16 protein-coding genes are annotated in these 16,678 nt (G+C 69.1%); 7 read left to right on the top strand and 9 right to left on the bottom strand.

The window, feature by feature from the left end:
• Window positions 1-22: 22 nt before the first annotated feature.
• From ABLE43_RS07050 to ABLE43_RS07040, 3 genes are read right to left on the bottom strand one after another with little or no spacing between them, the layout of a single operon-like run.
• Entirely contained in the window at window positions 23-688 is a 666-nt protein-coding gene (locus tag ABLE43_RS07050; RefSeq protein ID WP_348977776.1) for a TadE/TadG family type IV pilus assembly protein, read from the bottom strand.
• Window positions 685-1,266, bottom strand: coding sequence for a TadE/TadG family type IV pilus assembly protein (locus ABLE43_RS07045; RefSeq protein ID WP_348977775.1), 582 nt, complete (start codon window positions 1,264-1,266; stop codon window positions 685-687). The genes ABLE43_RS07050 and ABLE43_RS07045 overlap by 4 nt, the downstream gene beginning before the upstream one ends.
• Complete coding sequence (locus tag ABLE43_RS07040) at window positions 1,263-3,167, bottom strand: pilus assembly protein (RefSeq protein ID WP_348977915.1); 1,905 nt, start codon at window positions 3,165-3,167, stop codon at window positions 1,263-1,265. Before ABLE43_RS07040 ends, ABLE43_RS07045 begins: the two co-directional genes overlap by 4 nt.
• 155 nt (window positions 3,168-3,322) lie before the next feature.
• Between ABLE43_RS07040 and ABLE43_RS07035 the strand changes: the two genes are divergently transcribed.
• Genes ABLE43_RS07035 through ABLE43_RS07020 form a run of 4 tightly spaced genes read left to right on the top strand, consistent with a single transcriptional unit; the run spans window position 3,323 to window position 6,745 of the window.
• The gene (locus tag ABLE43_RS07035) at window positions 3,323-3,961 is read left to right on the top strand and encodes a squalene/phytoene synthase family protein (RefSeq protein WP_348977774.1); all 639 of its coding nucleotides are present in this window, start codon (window positions 3,323-3,325) and stop codon (window positions 3,959-3,961) included.
• 54 nt (window positions 3,962-4,015) lie between these two features.
• Window positions 4,016-4,480, top strand: a complete 465-nt coding sequence (locus ABLE43_RS07030; protein WP_348977773.1) for an EF-hand domain-containing protein — start codon at window positions 4,016-4,018, stop codon at window positions 4,478-4,480.
• A gap of 32 nt (window positions 4,481-4,512) precedes the next feature.
• Window positions 4,513-4,938, top strand: coding sequence for a MerR family transcriptional regulator (locus ABLE43_RS07025; protein ID WP_348977772.1), 426 nt, complete (start codon window positions 4,513-4,515; stop codon window positions 4,936-4,938).
• A 4-nt stretch (window positions 4,939-4,942) separates the two neighbouring features.
• The gene (locus tag ABLE43_RS07020; RefSeq protein ID WP_348977771.1) at window positions 4,943-6,745 is read left to right on the top strand and encodes an acyl-CoA dehydrogenase C-terminal domain-containing protein; all 1,803 of its coding nucleotides are present in this window, start codon (window positions 4,943-4,945) and stop codon (window positions 6,743-6,745) included.
• Window positions 6,746-6,808: 63 nt separating this feature from the next.
• Here ABLE43_RS07020 and purC read toward each other — a convergent pair whose 3' ends face one another.
• The 3 genes from purC to ABLE43_RS07005 form a co-directional block, all read right to left on the bottom strand.
• Entirely contained in the window at window positions 6,809-7,588 is a 780-nt protein-coding gene (gene purC / locus ABLE43_RS07015; protein WP_348977770.1) for a phosphoribosylaminoimidazolesuccinocarboxamide synthase, read from the bottom strand.
• Between the two features lie 85 nt (window positions 7,589-7,673).
• The gene (locus ABLE43_RS07010; RefSeq protein ID WP_348977769.1) at window positions 7,674-8,486 is read right to left on the bottom strand and encodes a hypothetical protein; all 813 of its coding nucleotides are present in this window, start codon (window positions 8,484-8,486) and stop codon (window positions 7,674-7,676) included.
• A gap of 54 nt (window positions 8,487-8,540) precedes the next feature.
• Window positions 8,541-9,407, bottom strand: coding sequence for an alpha/beta fold hydrolase (locus ABLE43_RS07005; protein ID WP_348977768.1), 867 nt, complete (start codon window positions 9,405-9,407; stop codon window positions 8,541-8,543).
• Window positions 9,408-9,558: 151 nt separating this feature from the next.
• Here ABLE43_RS07005 and ABLE43_RS07000 point away from each other — a divergent pair, with 151 nt between their 5' ends.
• The 3 genes from ABLE43_RS07000 to ABLE43_RS06990 all read left to right on the top strand — a co-directional run bounded on the left by ABLE43_RS07000 (window position 9,559) and on the right by ABLE43_RS06990 (window position 14,339).
• A complete protein-coding gene (locus ABLE43_RS07000) occupies window positions 9,559-10,146 on the top strand; it encodes a TetR/AcrR family transcriptional regulator (protein WP_348977767.1) in 588 nt (195 codons plus the stop codon).
• A 60-nt stretch (window positions 10,147-10,206) separates the two neighbouring features.
• Complete coding sequence (parC, locus tag ABLE43_RS06995; protein WP_348977766.1) at window positions 10,207-12,459, top strand: DNA topoisomerase IV subunit A; 2,253 nt, start codon at window positions 10,207-10,209, stop codon at window positions 12,457-12,459.
• A gap of 263 nt (window positions 12,460-12,722) precedes the next feature.
• Window positions 12,723-14,339 (top strand): putative bifunctional diguanylate cyclase/phosphodiesterase, encoded by a 1,617-nt coding sequence (locus ABLE43_RS06990; protein ID WP_348977765.1) that lies wholly within the window; start codon window positions 12,723-12,725, stop codon window positions 14,337-14,339.
• Here ABLE43_RS06990 and ABLE43_RS06985 read toward each other — a convergent pair.
• Genes ABLE43_RS06985 through ABLE43_RS06975 form a run of 3 tightly spaced genes read right to left on the bottom strand, consistent with a single transcriptional unit; the run spans window position 14,309 to window position 16,643 of the window.
• Window positions 14,309-15,508 (bottom strand): CCA tRNA nucleotidyltransferase, encoded by a 1,200-nt coding sequence (locus ABLE43_RS06985; RefSeq protein WP_348977764.1) that lies wholly within the window; start codon window positions 15,506-15,508, stop codon window positions 14,309-14,311. The two genes, ABLE43_RS06990 and ABLE43_RS06985, sit on opposite strands and share 31 nt — an antisense overlap.
• Complete coding sequence (locus tag ABLE43_RS06980; protein ID WP_348977763.1) at window positions 15,499-16,083, bottom strand: CoA pyrophosphatase; 585 nt, start codon at window positions 16,081-16,083, stop codon at window positions 15,499-15,501. The genes ABLE43_RS06985 and ABLE43_RS06980 overlap by 10 nt, the downstream gene beginning before the upstream one ends.
• Window positions 16,080-16,643 (bottom strand): DUF1285 domain-containing protein, encoded by a 564-nt coding sequence (locus tag ABLE43_RS06975; protein ID WP_348977762.1) that lies wholly within the window; start codon window positions 16,641-16,643, stop codon window positions 16,080-16,082. The genes ABLE43_RS06980 and ABLE43_RS06975 overlap by 4 nt, the downstream gene beginning before the upstream one ends.
• Window positions 16,644-16,678: the final 35 nt, after the last annotated feature.

The raw sequence follows: 16,678 nt of genomic DNA, 5'->3' as shown, positions 1-16,678 counted from the left end.
CGGCGGGGCGGGCGTTGTCGGTTCAGGCGGTGTAGCGGTCGCAGGTCATCCGCTCGGACGCGGCGGGCTGCGGGTTGGTGATCCCGGCGTCCAGCTCGCGATTGTCGCGCACGATGAACGATCCGACCTGTTGCAGCTTGCGGTCGCCGAGGAAGAAGGACGCGACCAGCGGCTGATAGTCGTAGTTGATCTCGACGAAGATCACCGCCGCGGCGGGCGGGGCCATGACCGGCGCGCCGCTGCGCCCCATGCCCCGGAACGCGGTGCCGGTGCGCCCGCCGTCGCCCTCACGCCCGAAGCTGGAGTCATAGCCCGCGCCGCGCTTCAGCCCGACGCAGCGCTGCCAGTGGATCCACTGCTCGCCGTCGCGTACTTCGAGGCTGGAGATGGTGACGCGGCCGTTGGTGGTGAGGTCGAGGTCGGCGGTCTGGAGCCGCAGCCCCTGCACGATCTCGTTGATGTCGACCTCGCGCAGCTGCTGCGTCGCCATGTTGGTGTCGGCGCCGACGCGCGATGCATTGTCGGCCAGCGTCAGCGCCGCCTGGCTGAGTTGCATCTGGCGCAGGCTGAAATTGCCCAGCTCGACGGCGTACAGCCCGATCGGCAGCACGATCGGCAGGCCGAGCGCGAATTCGAGCAGCGCCAGCCCGCGCCGGTCGCGGCGCAGCGCACGCAAGGGCGCAATCATCCGCATCGCTGCACCGGCGTACCGCCGCCCTGCGCGCCGTAGGGCTGGTTCTTCAGCATCGTGCTGGCCGTGACCGACTGGTCGGCGGGGATGCCGATCATTCCGGCCAGCGGAAAGGGGCGGGGATAGGTGATGGTGATGGTATAGACGGTGATGTCGTTCGCCCCGCCCTGACCGGTCGCGCCGGGATCGCCGTCCCAGCGGCGGTTGTCGTTGACGTCGGAATAGCATTCGCCGTTGTCGCGCACGCCGTTGCGGTTGGCGTCGTCGAACGGCTCGGCGCGGATGTCGCCGAACTTGCGATAGCTCTTGCGGGTGCTGTTCCAGCGCAGGTCGTGGCCGAGCAGCCGCATCTGCTCGACGATCGCGGCGTCGAGCGCGGCGGTGGTCGTCTCCGACGAATTGCCCTCCAGCGTCGCCTTGCGCGCGGCGGCCTGCACCGCGCCGCTCAGCAGGTTGCGGGCATAGGCCTGGAAGCCGAGGTCGAACAGCCCGATCAGCAGCAGGAACAGCACCGGCGATACCAGCGCGAATTCGACCAGCGTCGCCCCGCGCCGGTCGCGCACCAGCCGCCTCATTTCGATACCCGCAGCTTGGCGATCTGCGCCGCGATATTGGCGAAGGCGGTGTTGAGTTGGTCCGCGTTCGCCGCCTGGAACGCGCGGCCCCCGCTGGAACAGGTGCGCAGCGTCTGGGTGAGCGAGGTGCCGAACGCGATGACCCAGACGGTCATCCCCTTGTTGCGGGCCGACTGGCACAGTGCGGTCAGCCGCTGTTCGGTGATGGCGTTCTGCTCGGCATCGGTCGGCAGCCCCAGCGTACGCCGCCGGTCGATCGTGGAGATGCCATAGGCGTCGTAATTCTCGCGCCGGGTCGATGTCTGCCCGTCGGTCATGAAGATGATGTGGCGGCTGATCTCGCCGCCGTTCGCCGCGCGCTGGTTGTCGGCACCGAAGATGCCGGTCGGCGACAGCAGGCGCGCCCCCCACAGGAAGCCGACGTCGTGATAGGTGAAGCCGCCGACCCGCATGTTGTCGACATAGGTCTTCAACTCGTCCCGGCTGATCGGACGCAGCCGCATCGCCGGGGACGGGCATACCGCAACGTCGCCGCCGCGGTCGCCGGTGGCGGTGACGTTCTGCGATGCGCGGACGGCGTCGATGGTCCAGCCGTTCAGCCCGGTCCGGTCGTAGATCAGCTTGGGCAGCGCCGGTTTCCACTGGGTATCGGGGTCGCCCGGCGTCGGGACCAGATCGATGTCCATGTCGCGCGCCTCGATCGGGATCGAGGGGAACAGGCTCTGCTGCACCGTCCGCCGTTCCTCGATACAGGCATTGTCGGTGGACCATTCGATCCGGCGCGGCTGGTGGTTGTTGGCGATGTTGGTCGTGAAGCTGCCGCCGCTGACGGTGGTGCCCGACCCCTTCAGCACGGTCAGGTCATAGTCGACCGGGCGATATCGCCACCAATAGGTGGTGACGGGAACGGTCGTCTGCCTGCCCTTGTTCGGGTTCGGGCGGCGACTTTCGGTGCGGGTGCGGCGATAGTCGACATAATCGTCGCGGGTGATCGTGCACCCGCCCGACTGGCTGGTGCCATAGACGGTGCCGTTGCGCACCTGCGTCACGGTGCGCGTCTGGGGATTGCCGCCGCTCCATGCCGGATCGTCGGTCGAGACGGTCGAGGTGCTGGCGGGCGCGACGCAATTCTCGGCCGCCCCGGCGGTGGTGGATGACGTGCGGCTGCCCCCCGCATCGGTCCACGCGCCATAGGTGTAGACATAGTCGTTGGTGTCGGTGGTGGTCCGCTCGCTCTCGGTCGTGCCGTCGGCGATCCGCGACTGATAGTGCCAGCGGTCGGCGATCCAGTCGGGCCGCAGCAGCATGCCGACGTTGACGTTGGCGCTATAGGGCACCGCGCCATAGCGGATGTCGGTTCCCGGCTGGCGCGCGCGGTCCATCGTGTCGTAGAAGTTGACCACCGCGGTGCGCAGCGCGGTGATCTTGTTCACCAGATCGCCGCGATTGGTTTCGGCCATCGATCCGGTGGTGTCGAGCACGAACATCACGTCGAGGTTCGGTACCTCCAGCTTCGCTTCGCAGGTGACGGTCAGCGCGACCGGCTTCATGCCGATCATCTGGGTCAGCGTCATCGGCACGGTCACGCTGGCGGTGCCCGCGACCTGGAAATCGGCGGTGCGCACCGCGACGAAACTGGGGGTGCCGGAACCCATCATCCCGGCCTGGAAATTGTTGGCGAAAAAGGCATTGGCCTGGGTCTGGGCGCGCTGGTCGAACTCGCTGCCCTTCATGAACTTGCGGCCCGCCAGCGCGCCCGCGTCGCACGCCTGTTGCAGCCGCGTCTTGACGAACATCACGCGGCCCGTGTCGATCGCCGATCCGCCGAGCGCGGTCAGCGGGATGAGCGCGATCGCCATCATCGCCAGCGTGTTGCCGCGCCGGTCGCGCGCCAGGCACATCAGCACGCCCCGTTCCCGCCGATCGTCGCCCCGTACCCCGCCGTTCCGCCGCATGCCTCGTCCACAACCCCGTTCCGCCGTACCGTGGCGGGTTTCGGGCAAGTCTGTGCACGATCGGGGTTGACGCGGCGTTAAGCCGCCCGTTGGACGAAGCGATGAGCAACGATCCCGAACGCGCGCTGGCGCTGACCTATGCCCCCGCCGGTGCGCGGCGCGACGCGCTGTCGGCGCTGCTGACGCTGGACGAGACGCTGGGCGACGTGGTGCGCACCACCACCCAGCCTGCGATCGGGCAGATCCGCCTTGCTTGGTGGCGCGATTCGCTGCGGCGGCTCGACACCGCCCCGCCGCCCGCCATGCCGGTGCTGGAGGCGGTGGCGGCGACGCTGCTGCCGCTGGGTACGACCGGCGCGGCGCTGGCGGAGATGGTCGACGGCTGGGACGTGCTGATCGAGGAGGAGGTGCTGGACGACGCTGCACTGACCCGTTTCGCGGGCCTGCGCGGCGGGCGACTGTTTGCGGTCGGCGCGCGGGTCTTGGGCGGTGACGCGCGGCACGGCGCGGCGCTGGGCAGCGGCTGGGCACTGGTCGATTTCGCCCGCTACAGCGAGGATGCGGCGGTGGGTGCGCGGGCGATGGCGCTGGGGCGCGAGCGGCTGCGCGGATCGCTCGGCGGGGTGGCGAAGCCGCTGGGGATGCTGGCGCTCGCCGCGCGGCTCGATGCCGATGGCGCACCGCATGGCGGGCCGAAGCGTGCCGCGCGGCTCGCATGGTTCGGCCTCAGCGGGCGCTGACGCTTTCGCTCGGGCATCCGCTCGCCTAGCATCGGGCGCAAAGGGGGACGGGCGATGTGGCGATTCTTGGCAGGGGCGGGCGCGGCACTGGCGCTGGCGGCGGCGGGACTGTTCTTCTTTCGCAGCGAGGCGACGCCCGAGCGCCTGCCGCCGGCGCCGCAGGCGCCCGCCGCAGCGGCGCAGACCGCCGACGAACCGTTGCCCGATGCCCCCGCCGCGACCGCGCGCAGCCGCGAACAGAAGCGCTTCGACCGCTATGACAAGGACCGCGACGGGCGGATCACCCGCGACGAATATCTGGCGGCGCGGCGTAAGGCCTATGCGAAGCTCGACACCGACGGCGACGGACGGCTGAGCTTCGACGAATGGGCGGCCAGGACGACGGGCAAGTTCGCCGCCGCCGACAAGGGCCGTGACGGTAGCCTCGACGCCGCCGAATTCGCGACGACGGCGGTGAAGCGCAAGCCGGCGAAGCGCACCAACTGTCCACCCGCGACCGTCGCCGCCGACGAAGATTGACGTTCACGTAAACGTAATGCATCCTGCTGGCCATGGTTGCACCATCCGCCGATAGCTCCGAGTGTTTTTCGATCACCGACCTGTGCGCCGAATATGGCGTCACGCCGCGCGCGCTGCGCTTCTATGAGGACGAGGGGCTGATCGCCCCCGAGCGGCGCGGCCTCGCCCGCATCTATTCGCAGCGCGACCGGGCGCGCCTCGCCTGGATATTGCGCGGCAAGCGGGTGGGGTTCAGCCTCGCCGAGATCCGCGAGATGATCGACCTGTACGACATCGGCGACGGCCGCCGGGTGCAGCGGCAGGTGACGCGGCAGAAATGCTGCGACCGGATCACGCTGCTCGAAAACCAGCGGCGCGACATCGATGCCGCCATCGCCGAACTCAGGGACTTCGTCGCGACGCTCGACGCCCTGCCACAACAAGCCGCCGCCGCGAGCGACGGCACGGAGAAGGATTGACCCGATGCCCAGCTATACCCCCCCGGTGCGCGACACCCGCTTCATCCTCGACCATGTGCTGCGCGTGGCCGATCACGGCAATCTGCCGGGCTTCGCCAATGCCACGCCCGACGTGATCGACCAGGTGCTGGAGGAGGGCGGGCGCTTCGTCGCCGAAGTGCTGTTCCCGCTCAACCAGTCGGGCGACCAGGAGGGGTGCACGCGCCATGCCGACGGCAGCGTGACGACGCCCACCGGGTTCAGGGAAGCCTATCGCCAGTTCGTCGAGAGCGGCTGGGGTACGCTCGCCGCGCCGGAACAGTTCGGCGGGCAGGGGATGCCGCATGTCGTGGCGACCGCGTTCGAGGAATATCTGATCTCCGCCAACATGGCCTTCGCCATGTATCCCGGGCTGACGCAGGGCGCGACCGCCGCGCTGCTGGCCAAGGGATCGCCGGAGCAGCAGGCGATGTATGTGCCGAAGATGGTGTCGGGCGAATGGGGCGGCACCATGAACCTGACCGAGCCGCAATGCGGCACCGACTTGGGCCTCATCAAGACGCGGGCGGTGCCGAACGACGACGGGTCGTGGGCGATCACCGGTACCAAAATCTTCATCTCGTCTGGCGAGCATGACCTGACCGACAACATCATCCACCTCGTGCTGGCCAAGACGCCGGACGCGCCGGACAATGTGAAGGGCATCTCGCTGTTCGTGGTGCCCAAGTTCCTCGTGAACAGCGACGGTTCGCTGGGGGACCGCAACGCGGTGTCGTGCGGCTCGATCGAGCACAAGATGGGCATCCACGCCAATTCGACCTGCGTGATGAACTACGACGGCGCCAAGGGCTGGCTGGTCGGCGAGGAGACGAAGGGGCTGGCCGCGATGTTCATCATGATGAACGCGGCGCGGCTGGGCGTGGGGTTGCAGGGGCTGGGCGTGGCCGAGGTCGCGTACCAGAATGCCGTGACCTATGCGGGCGACCGGCGGCAGGGGCGCGGCCTCACCGGCGCGCAGGAGCCGGGCGAGAAGGCCGACACGCTGTTCGTGCACCCCGACGTCCGGCGGATGCTGATGGAAGGCAAGGCGCTGACCGAGGGGTTGCGCGCCCTGTGCCTGTGGGGCGCGCTCCAGGTCGATCTGGCGCACATGGGCGCGGACGCGGCGACGCGCGAGTTGGCCGACGACCTGATCGGGCTGCTGACCCCGGTCATCAAGGGCTATGGCACCGACAAGGGCTATGCGATCGCGACCGATGCGCAGCAGGTGTACGGCGGGCACGGCTATATCGCCGAATGGGGCATGGAACAGTATGTCCGCGATGCCCGGATCGCGATGATCTACGAAGGCACCAACGGGGTGCAGGCGATGGACCTCGTCGGGCGCAAGCTGGCCAGGAACGGCGGGCGCGCGGTCCAGCATTTCTTCCGGATCGTCGGGGAGGAGATCGCGACGGCGAAGCAGGACGAATCGACCCGCGATTTCGCCGAACGGCTGGGCAAGGCGCTCAATGATCTTCAGGCGGCGACGATGTGGTTCGTCGCCAACGGCATGCAGAACCCGAACAACGTCGGCGCGGGCGCGCACAGCTACATGCACGTGATGGGCATCGTCACTACCGGGCTGATGTGGCTCAGGATGCTGGTCGCCGCCGAAGCGCTGGCCGCGTCGGGCGAGGGCGACCCGGCGTTCGTCGAGGGGAAGCGGGTGACGGCGCGCTTCTATGCCGAGCGCATCCTGCCCGATACCGGCGCCCTCCGCCGCAAGATCGAGGGCGGCAGCGCGGCGGTGATGGCGCTGGACCCGGCGCTGTTCGCGCGGGGGTAGGCTCGACCCGGCAAGCGTACCCCCGCGCAGGCGGGGGTACGGTTCGCTCCGGAGGTTGCGGCCTTACTTCTCGCGCTTCTTGCGGTGCACCTCGAGGTCGAGCACCGCCGAGTCCGCGCCCTCGGGCAGCAGCCCCAGCCGCCGGGCGACTTCCTGATAGGCTTCCACCTCGCCGCCGAGGTCGCGCCGGAAGCGGTCCTTGTCGAGCTTTTCGTTGGTGGCCATGTCCCACAGGCGGCAGCCGTCCGGGCTGATCTCGTCCGCGAGGATGATGCGGCTGAAGTCGTTGTCCCAGATGCGGCCGAACTCCAGCTTGAAGTCGACCAGCCGGATGCCGATGCCGGCGAACAGGCCCGAGAGGAAGTCGTTCACCCGGATCGCCATGTCGGCCATCTCGTGCAGCTCGTCCTGCGCGGCCCAGCCGAAGCACAGGATATGTTCGTCCGACACCATCGGATCGCCGAGCGCATCGTCCTTGTAATAATATTCGATGATCGTGCGGGGCAGCTGCTGCCCTTCCTCGATCCCCAGCTTCTTCGACAGCGAACCCGCCGCGACGTTGCGCACCACGACCTCGATCGGCACGATCTCGACCTGGCGGATCAGCTGCTCGCGCATGTTCAGGCGGCGGATGAAATGGGTCGGCACGCCGATGTTGCCGAGCAGGGTGAAGACATGCTCGGAAATGCGGTTGTTCAGCACCCCCTTGCCGCTGATCGTGCCCTTCTTCTGGGCGTTGAAGGCGGTCGCGTCATCCTTGAAATACTGGATCAGCGTGCCGGGTTCGGGACCCTCGTAGAGGATCTTTGCCTTGCCTTCATAGATCTGGCGGCGGCGAGCCATGCGATTTCCTTCGACGAAGTTGGCAGGGGCGGTCCCGCCGCCCGATAGAAGCCCGCCGCATAGCCGAAGGGCCGCGCGCGCGCAATCAGGCGGCGCGCGGCTGCCGCAGCCGCCACGCACGCCGGGCGCGCTGCCATGCCCACCAGCCGAGCAGCCCCAGCAGCAGCGGCGGCAGCCCCACCCCGAGCAGCGCGAGCGTGGTACCGATCGTCCAGCGGGTGGATGCGATCGTCAGGCCGGCGGCGCGGGTCAGCGGCGATGCCGGATCGAACCCGCGGATCGCGGCGCCCGAGCGATAGTCGAACACGACCGGCGTCGCGGCCAGTGCGGTGCGTTGTTTGGCCATGCCCGCCGTAGCCTGTCGTGCCGCATCGTTCGCGGCGGCGCGTTGCCGCTCCAGCTCGGCGCGGGCCTCGCGCGTCGTACCGGCGGTGCGTGCGTCGAGTTGCGTGCGGTCGGCCACGGCGGCATCGCGTGCCTGCGCCAGCTGGTCAATGCGCGCGCCAGCATCCTCGCCGGTGATCTCGGCATTCAGCAACATGCCGTCCGCCGCCTCGACCGCGCGAATCGCATCGCGACCGAAACCCCGGGCCAGATCAAGGGCGAGCGCGAACGGAAGCATCGCGTCGATCCGGTTGTCCTCGTCACGGGCGTAGCGCATGCCGGTGATGCGGCAGCGCGCCGTGCCCAGCCGCTCGCACGCCGCGGCATGCGCTTCCTGCAGCGTCGCGATCCGCGCGGCGGGCAGGCGGAAGCCGTAGCGATAGCGAAAGGCGACCCCCGGTGCGGCGGTGACGTTTACGCCGGGCGCGGCATCCTGCGGTTCCGACGCATCCGGCGCCCGCCCGCATCCCGTCGCCAGCAATGCCAGCGCACCTACCGAAGCCCGCAGCCACATTGAACGCTCCCGCCTCAATTGAGGCGTAAATGTGACCTAAATGTGGCAGGGAGGTCAAGGGGAGCGGAAGTAGAGTGCCCGGCCCACCCGCTCGACCGCGCAGCCCCATGCGTTGCTGCCCGGCGCGATCAGTTCGACATGTCCGCCCTCTACCCGGTGGAGCGTCGCCGCATCGCCTGCCGCCACCGCGGCTGCCTGATAGTCGGTGGCCATATAGGCGGGGACGATCCGGTCGCCCTCGGCATGGACCAGCGCCTGCGGCACGCCGATCGGCAGCAGTTCGGGGATCGAGGTGTCGGCGAAGCGATCCGCGCGGTCGCCGACCAGCGATGCGATCACCTCGGTCCCGCAGCCGTTGGCCGGATCGCGCTCGACCGCCGCAAGGTCCGGCAGGCCGCCGAGGCAGACGACGTGGGCGATCGGCAGCGGATCGTCGGTCACGAGCGGGCTTCCGGTCGGCAGGCGCGGTCGCGCCGCCAGCCACAGGGCGAGGTGCCCGCCCGCCGAATGGCCGATCGCGACGATCCGCGACAGGTCGATCGGTACTTCGGCCGCCGCGTCGCGGATCAGATCGGCAGCGGCGGCCACGTCGCGGAAGGTGCCCGGATAGCCCCCGCCCGCGCGATCGACTCCGCGATAGTCGATGTTCCATACCGCCATGCCCCGCCCGCGCAGGTCGGCCGCCGCCCAGTCCATCAGCCGCCGGTCCGCGATCGAACTCTGCCAGCAACCGCCATGGACCATCACCACGCCCGGCCAGCCGCCCGGCGGCGGCGGGCCTGCGGGCAGCCACAGGTCGGCCGTCTGAAGCGAATCCGGCCCATAGGGATAGGCGCGATCGGCCTGCGGGCGGGGCCGGTCGGTCAGGTCGGCCCATGTCATCGGCAGTGAAACGCTTGCGGCGGCGGACGGATCGGGCATGATCGGTGCATGGTCCATCAAGAGTGAAATAGTACCAAATGGCAGTGACAGATTTCGTATAATAAATGTGTCTTTTCCGGATAGATTTCGGTTAAGAGCCGAATCGACGATGTGCGGTCCCGGGGGGGGATGGCCGCTAAGGGGTTTGAACGTGGGTAGAATTCGGACGATCGAACGCGACGGCATCCTCGACGCGGCGGAAGCGGTAACGCTGGCAAAGGGACCGACCGGCTTGACCATCGCCGCGGTGGCCGAACAGATGGGGATCACCAACGGCGGCGTGCAATATAGCTTCCGCAGCAAGGAAGCGCTGATCGCCGCGATGTTCGAGCGCTGGCGGACCGAATATGCCGAGCGGATGGCCGGATCGATCGATACCGTGCCCAACGGCCATGCGATGACCCGCGCGCATATCGCCTATGCCAGCGACTATGACGATCGATCGCAGCGCGGCGCGCCGAGCCTGCTGGTATCGGTGCTCAATTCGCCGATGCACATGAAGCTGGTGCGCGTCTTCTATCGCGAACGGATCGATGCGATCGACGTGTCGACCCCGGAGGGCCGCTGGCTGCGGCTGGCGTTCCTGGCGATGGAAGGGGCGTTCGTCATGCGGCTGTTCGGGCTGGTCGAGTTCGGGGCGGACGAATGGGATGCGATCGTCGCCGATGTCGTGGCGCTGTGCGACGGGCAACTGCCGCAGGCATCGGCGGCAACCGACACGCGGTCACAGGCTGCCTGATCCCGGTTTGTTCCATTTCGGCGCTCGCAAGGGGGCGGGCGGCCTGCTAAGGCGGTGGCGATGGCTACCGACCTGACCGACCCCTCGACGCCGATCGGCGTGTTCGACGCACCGTTCGACAGCGCGCTGTCCGAACGCTACCTCGTCTATGCGCTGTCCACCATCACCGCCCGCTCGCTGCCCGATGTGCGCGACGGGTTGAAGCCGGTGCATCGCCGCCTGCTCTGGGCGATGCGGCTGCTGCGGCTCGATCCGGCGTCGGGCTACAAGAAATGCGCGCGCGTCGTCGGCGACGTGATCGGCAAATATCACCCCCACGGCGACCAGTCGGTCTATGACGCAATGGTCCGCCTCGCGCAGGATTTCGCGCTGCGCTACCCGCTGGTCGACGGGCAGGGCAATTTCGGCAACATCGACGGCGATAACGCCGCCGCCTATCGCTATACCGAGGCACGGCTGACGCAGGTCGCGATCGACCTGATGGCGGGCCTCGACGAGGACGCGACCGATTTCCGCGCGACCTACAACGGCGAGGAGCAGGAGCCGGAGCTGTTCCCCGGCATGTTCCCCAACCTGCTGGCCAACGGCGCCAGCGGCATCGCGGTCGGCATGGCGACCAGCGTGCCGCCGCACAATGCCGCCGAACTGCTCGACGCGGCGATCGTGCTGGTCGACCAGCCCGAGGCGGACGACGCGGCGGTGCTGGCAAAGGTGCAGGGGCCGGACTTTCCGACCGGCGGCATCGTCGCCGACAGCCCGGCGGCGATCCGCGAGGCCTATGCCAGCGGTCGCGGCGGCTTTCGCGTGCGGGCGCGTCACAGCATCGAGCGCGAGAAGGGCGGCGGGTGGCAGATCGTCGTCACGCAGATTCCGTACGGCGTGGCGAAGGGCAAGCTGATCGAACAGATCGCGGCGCTCATCAACGACAGGAAGCTGCCGATCCTGAGCGACGTGCGCGACGAATCCGATGCCGAAATCCGCATCGTGCTCGAACCGCGCAGCCGCACGGTCGATCCGCAGGTGCTGATGGACGGGCTATTCCGCCTGACCGACCTCGAATCGCGGATTCCGCTCAACCTCAACGTGCTCGACAAGGACCGCACCCCGCGGGTGATGTCGCTCCGCGCAGCGCTCAAGGCGTGGCTCGACCACCAGTTCGTGGTGCTGCGCCGCCGCAGCGAGCATCGGCTGGCGAAGATCGCCGACCGGATCGAACTGCTCGACGGCTATCTGGCGGCCTATCTCAACCTCGACCGGGTGATCGCGATCATCCGCAGCGAGGACGAGCCGAAGCCGGTATTGATCGCCGAATTCGCCCTGACCGACCGGCAGGCCGAGGCGATCCTCAACATGCGGCTGCGATCGCTGCGCAAGCTGGAGGAGATGGAAATCCGCGGCGAGCGGACCAAGCTGGAGAAAGAGCAGGCCGAACTGACCCTGCTGCTGTCCAGCGAGGCGCGCCAGCGCACCCGGATGAAGCGTGACCTGACGAAGATGCGCGACCGCTACGGCCTCGACACGCCGCTCGGCGCCAGGCGGACGACGATCGAGGAAGCCGCGCCCGCACGCGAGATTCCGGCGGAGGCGATGATCGAGCGCGAACCGCTGACCGTCATTCTCTCGCGGCGGGGCTGGGTGCGGGCGTTGAAGGGTCATGTCGAGCTGGCCTCCGCCGATACCGCGAAGTTCAAGGAGGGCGACGGCCCCGCCTTCGCCTTTCACGCGCACACGACCGACAAGCTGCTGCTGGCGACCGACGGCGGGCGGTTCTTCACCATCGGCGCGGACAAGCTGCCCGGCGGGCGCGGCTTCGGCGAACCGGTGCGGGCGATGATCGATCTGGAAGGCGAGGCGCAGATCGTCGCGCTGCTCAAGGCGGCGGCATCGGACCGGCTGCTGCTGGCGGCGAGCGACGGGCGCGGCTTCATGGTGCGGGTGGCCGATGTGCTGGCCGAGACGCGCAAGGGCAAGCAGGTGATGAGCCCGCGCCCCGGTGCGCGGATGCGGGTGGTCCGCCCGGTCGCGCCGGACGACGATTATGTCGCGGCGATCGGCGACAACCGCAAGCTGGTGCTGTTCCCGTTGAGCGAACTGGCGGAGATGGCGCGGGGGCAGGGGGTGCAGTTGCAACGCTTCCGCGACGGCGGCCTGTCCGATGCCCGGACGCTGCGCTTCGCCGACGGGCTGCACTGGACGATGGGCGGCGACAGTGGTCGGACGCGGACCGAAAGCGACCTGTCGCCGTGGCGCGCGGCGCGCGGGGCGGCGGGCCGGATGCCGCCCAACGGCTTCCCCCGTGACAACCGCTTCTAGAATCCGATCCACTTGCGTGGGAGCGGGCCGGTACCGCCCCGACCCGGCGTTGCCGGATCGGACGCCGAAATAGTCGGGGTGCCGATTTAGGAGGCGTTAACCCCCGTTTGTATACGCTCGCGGCGATGGTGTTCCGTCGGCTTATCCTTCCTGCGTTCAGGGCGAAAGCCTTGCCGCCCGCCGCTGGGGAGCGGGACGATACCCCGTGTCCGCCGTCGTTGCCGACGCCGCCGCCACCCGCACTGCCCGACGATATCGAGCCGATGCTGGATCTTGCCCCGGTCGCGATGGCGATCGTGTCGCTCGGTCCGGACGGGCTGGCCTTCGACATCGTGAACCAGCCGTTCCGCGCGGCGGGGTTCGGCAGCGTCGCGGGCGAATCACCGTTGATCGGGCCGATCGGCGACCGGATCGTGGCGTTCCTGCGATCCGATGCGGAGCGGCTGACCTTCCCGCTGCGCATCGGCGATGCGATCGACAGCCGCCATTTCGACGTGCAACTGGCGCGACGGGCGGCCGCGCGCGCGATCCCGCGCTGCCTGATGACGTTGCTCGACCATACGCCGGAACACCGGACGGAGGCGAGCCTGCGCCGCGAGATGAGCACCGATTCGCTGACCGGACTGCTCAACCGCACCGGGTTCAGCGACCGGATCGAGGACCGCATCACCGACAGCAACCGCAGCGGGTTCGCCGTGCTGGCGATCAATCTCGACCGGTTCAGCCGCATCAACGCCTGCATGGGATCGCTGTCGGGCGACGAGTTGCTGATCTCGGTGGCGCGGCGGTTGCGCGGTGCATTGCGCGGGCGCGACATATTGGCGCGTACCGGCGGCGACGAGTTCGCGGTGTTGCTGTCACTAGCCAACGGGTCGGACGAGGCGCTGGAAGTCGCCAGGCGGATTCAGCAGGCGCTGGTCCAGCCGTTCCGCCTGTCGGATTTCAACATCCACATCAACTGTGCGATCGGCATCGCGCTCGGCGACGATGCACCGGATGAGACCGAGGATCTGATCCGGCACGCCCAGTTCGCGGTGAAGCGCGCGAAGAAGACCGGCCAGACCGAGGTCTATCGTCCGCACCTGTTCGACATCGTGCGCACCCAGTTCTCGATCGAAACCGAATTGCGCGATGCGGTGGAGCATCGCCAGCTTACCCTTGCGTTCCAGCCGATCTGCGATCTGTCGACGGGCAACATCAGCAGTTTCGAGGCGCTGGCGCGCTGGACGCTGCCCGACGGACGGGCCATTTCGCCGATCGACTTCATCCCGGTGGCGGAAGAGGCGGGGCTGATCGTGCCGCTCGGCCGCTGGGCGATGGACGAAGCGGCGCGGACGCTGGCGCTGTGGGATGCCCGTTCGGGCGGCGACTGCGGCGTGCGCATCGCGGTCAACCTGTCGGCGGTCCAGTTGCAGCGCGACCAGATCGAGACGATGGTGGCGGGCGTCCTGTCGCGCCATGCGCTCGGCGGGCGGCGCTTCATCCTCGAACTGACGGAAAGCGCGTTCGTGGTCGATCCCGACCGGACGCTGCACACGATGCTGGCGCTCCGGGAGCTCGGCATCAGCATCGCGATGGACGATTTCGGCACCGGTTATTCCAACCTCGCCTATCTCCAGAAGCTGCCGATCGACAAGCTGAAGATCGACCGCAGCTTCATCACCGGCATGCTGGCCGATCGCGACAAGGTGGCGATCGTGCGCGCGATTCTCAGCCTGTCGCAGGCGCTAGGGATGCGGACCATCGCCGAGGGGATCGAATCGCGCGAACTGGAACAGACGCTCGTCGCGCTCGGCTGTGCCTTCGGTCAGGGGTATTACTACTCCCGCCCGATCGACGAGGACGCGGCCTACCGCCTGCTCGTCGCCCGCAACCAGTGAGCCGCGACCTCGTCGGCGATCGCTGCCGTGCGCGCGGCGTCGGGGAAGCCCTCCGCGATCCAGCGGTCCTCGACCATCCGCAGCGCCCTGGCCACGTCCGGCCCGCGTGCCAGGCCCCGCTCGACCAGCGCGCCCCCGCCGATCGGTAGCGTCGGGCGCTCCCAGCCGGTGAGGGCAGCGGCGGCGGCGCTGTCGCCTGCCAGCAGCAACCGGTCGACCGCGCCTTCGGTGCCGAGGCGATAGCCCATTTCATGCGGCGACCCCGCAGGTCCGTCGCCCAGTGCCAGCGCGACCCGCTTGCGCTGCGCGTTCGACAGTTTCAGCCGTGCGGTCACGCCTTCGGCCTGCGCGGCGGTAAGCAGCGCCGCCAGCCGCCGGATCGCATCGGGCGCGACTCCGGCCGCCGCCTCCGCTTCGGCCAGCGCGGCGAGGCGCTCCGCCGAATCCTCGTTCACCTCCGGCAGCACCGGGCGGAAGATGCCCTGCTCCGCCATCAGCCGGACGATCGCCACCGCGCGCGGGGCGACCAGCAGCTTGAGCAGTTCGTCGGCGATCCGTTCGCGCGACAGGGCCATCAGGTCGTTGGCGCGCGCGACGCTCGCCGCGAGTCCCTCCGCATCGGGGGTGTCGCCGAAGCGGGCGAGGAAGCGGAAGAAGCGCAGGATGCGCAGGTGGTCCTCGGCGATGCGCTGCAACGGATCGCCGATGAAGCGCACCCGCCCGGCGGCCAGATCGGTCGTGCCGTCGAAATAGTCGTGCACCGCGCGGCTGCCCATGTCGGCGTAGAGCGCGTTGATCGTGAAGTCGCGGCGCGCGGCATCGGCGCGCCAGTCGTCGGTGAAGGCGACCTCGGCATGACGGCCGTCGGTCGCGACGTCGCGGCGCAGCGTCGTCACCTCGACCACGGTGCCGTCGCTGACCGCGGTGACGGTGCCATGGGCGATGCCGGTCGGGATCGCCTTGATCCCCGCCGCCTCCAGCAGCGCGACGGTCCGGTCGGGGGCATGGGTCGTCGCGACGTCGATGTCGGCGACCGGCAGGCCGAGCAGCGTGTCGCGCACCGCACCGCCGACATAGCGGGCATGACCCCCGGCGGCGTCGAGCGCCGCCGCCAGCCGGTCGAGCCCCGGACGGTCCATCCAGTCGGCGTGGGGCAGGATCAGGGCCATGTCAGTCGCTTGCTCAGGTTGACGATCATCGCCGCGGTCGCACCCCAGATGCGCCGTTCGCCGAAGACCAGTTCGTGGAAATGCCGCTCGCGCCCGCGGAACCAGCCGCTGCCGGTCGCATGGTTCGCGGTGTCGAGCAGAAAGGCGAGCGGCACCTCGAAGATCGCCCCGACCTCGCCCGGCGCGGGAACCAGCGGCAGGTCGGGCGGCACCACCGCCAGCACCGGCGTCACCGCAAAGCCGGTGACGGTGCGATAGGGGTCGAGCGTCGCGACCAGCTCGGCACGATCGGCGGGCAGCGCGATTTCCTCCCATGCCTCGCGCAGCGCGGCGGCGGGGGCGTCGGCATCGTCCGGATCGATGCTGCCGCCGGGAAAGGCGATCTGCCCGGCATGGTTGCGCAGCGTATCGGTTCGCTGGGTCAGCAACACCCCCGGCTCGGCCCGGTCGGTCACGGCGATCAGCACCGCCGCGGCGCGCGGCGCATCGACCAGCGCCTCGTCGATCAGGTCGCCCGCCAGCACCTCATCACGCGGCGGGCCGAGCCGCGCCCGCAGCGCATCGGCCAGCGTCATGCCGCCTCGAACGGAAAGAACGCCCCTTCGCTCCACAGCCCGCGCGCGCCGTCCGGCCCGGTCTCCAGCCGCTCGACCAGTTCGTAGAACACCGGTCGCGCGATCAGCGCGTCCATCCCGCCGCGTACGCGCAGATAGGGGCGCGGGGCGTCGGCGCCACCCTCGATCCGGATCGCATGGGTCGCATCCGCCACCACCGGCTCGTCGGTATTGAGGCGGAAGGCGATGCGCTGCGCCGGTCCCTCGCCCGAGAACTTCGCCTCGACCGCGACGAACGGCGCATCGTCCACCGCGATCGACAGCTTCTCGACCGGGGTGACGAGGACGTGGCTGCCGTCCTCCTCGCGGCGCAGGATGGTGGCGAACAGCCGCACCATCTCGGCCCGTGTGATCGGGCTGCCCTGGTGATGCCAGCTGCCGTCGGCGGCGATCCGCATGTCGCTGTCGCCGCAATGCGTCGGGTTCCAGCGATCGACCGGCGGCAGCTTCGCCTCGGCGGCAAGGCGTGCCACCTCGGCAAGCGAGAGACTGGCGAAATCGACGGGGGGCTGCATCGGCATGCTTCCCGTTACCTCCGGGAATCGGGGCGCGACAA

Source organism: Sphingomonas silueang (assembly GCF_040049155.1).
In the GTDB taxonomy this organism is placed as follows: domain Bacteria; phylum Pseudomonadota; class Alphaproteobacteria; order Sphingomonadales; family Sphingomonadaceae; genus Sphingomonas; species Sphingomonas silueang.
The sequence above is the reverse complement of the archived record's forward strand: the minus strand, read 5'-3'. Positions and strand labels throughout refer to the sequence as shown.

Coding starts and splice junctions, on each gene's coding strand:
- ABLE43_RS07050 (WP_348977776.1), bottom strand. CDS start 688: ATGATTGCGCCCTTGCGTGCGCTGCGCCGCGACCGGCGCGGGCTGGCG.
- ABLE43_RS06975 (WP_348977762.1), bottom strand. CDS start 16,643: ATGCCGATGCAGCCCCCCGTCGATTTCGCCAGTCTCTCGCTTGCCGAG.
- ABLE43_RS06985 (WP_348977764.1), bottom strand. CDS start 15,508: ATGGCCCTGATCCTGCCCCACGCCGACTGGATGGACCGTCCGGGGCTC.
- ABLE43_RS07030 (WP_348977773.1), top strand. CDS start 4,016: ATGTGGCGATTCTTGGCAGGGGCGGGCGCGGCACTGGCGCTGGCGGCG.
- ABLE43_RS06990 (WP_348977765.1), top strand. CDS start 12,723: ATGCTGGATCTTGCCCCGGTCGCGATGGCGATCGTGTCGCTCGGTCCG.
- ABLE43_RS07025 (WP_348977772.1), top strand. CDS start 4,513: ATGGTTGCACCATCCGCCGATAGCTCCGAGTGTTTTTCGATCACCGAC.
- ABLE43_RS07005 (WP_348977768.1), bottom strand. CDS start 9,407: ATGCCCGATCCGTCCGCCGCCGCAAGCGTTTCACTGCCGATGACATGG.
- ABLE43_RS07020 (WP_348977771.1), top strand. CDS start 4,943: ATGCCCAGCTATACCCCCCCGGTGCGCGACACCCGCTTCATCCTCGAC.
- ABLE43_RS07045 (WP_348977775.1), bottom strand. CDS start 1,266: ATGAGGCGGCTGGTGCGCGACCGGCGCGGGGCGACGCTGGTCGAATTC.
- ABLE43_RS07035 (WP_348977774.1), top strand. CDS start 3,323: ATGAGCAACGATCCCGAACGCGCGCTGGCGCTGACCTATGCCCCCGCC.
- ABLE43_RS07010 (WP_348977769.1), bottom strand. CDS start 8,486: ATGTGGCTGCGGGCTTCGGTAGGTGCGCTGGCATTGCTGGCGACGGGA.
- ABLE43_RS07040 (WP_348977915.1), bottom strand. CDS start 3,167: ATGTGCCTGGCGCGCGACCGGCGCGGCAACACGCTGGCGATGATGGCG.
- ABLE43_RS06980 (WP_348977763.1), bottom strand. CDS start 16,083: ATGACGCTGGCCGATGCGCTGCGGGCGCGGCTCGGCCCGCCGCGTGAT.
- parC (WP_348977766.1), top strand. CDS start 10,207: ATGGCTACCGACCTGACCGACCCCTCGACGCCGATCGGCGTGTTCGAC.
- purC (WP_348977770.1), bottom strand. CDS start 7,588: ATGGCTCGCCGCCGCCAGATCTATGAAGGCAAGGCAAAGATCCTCTAC.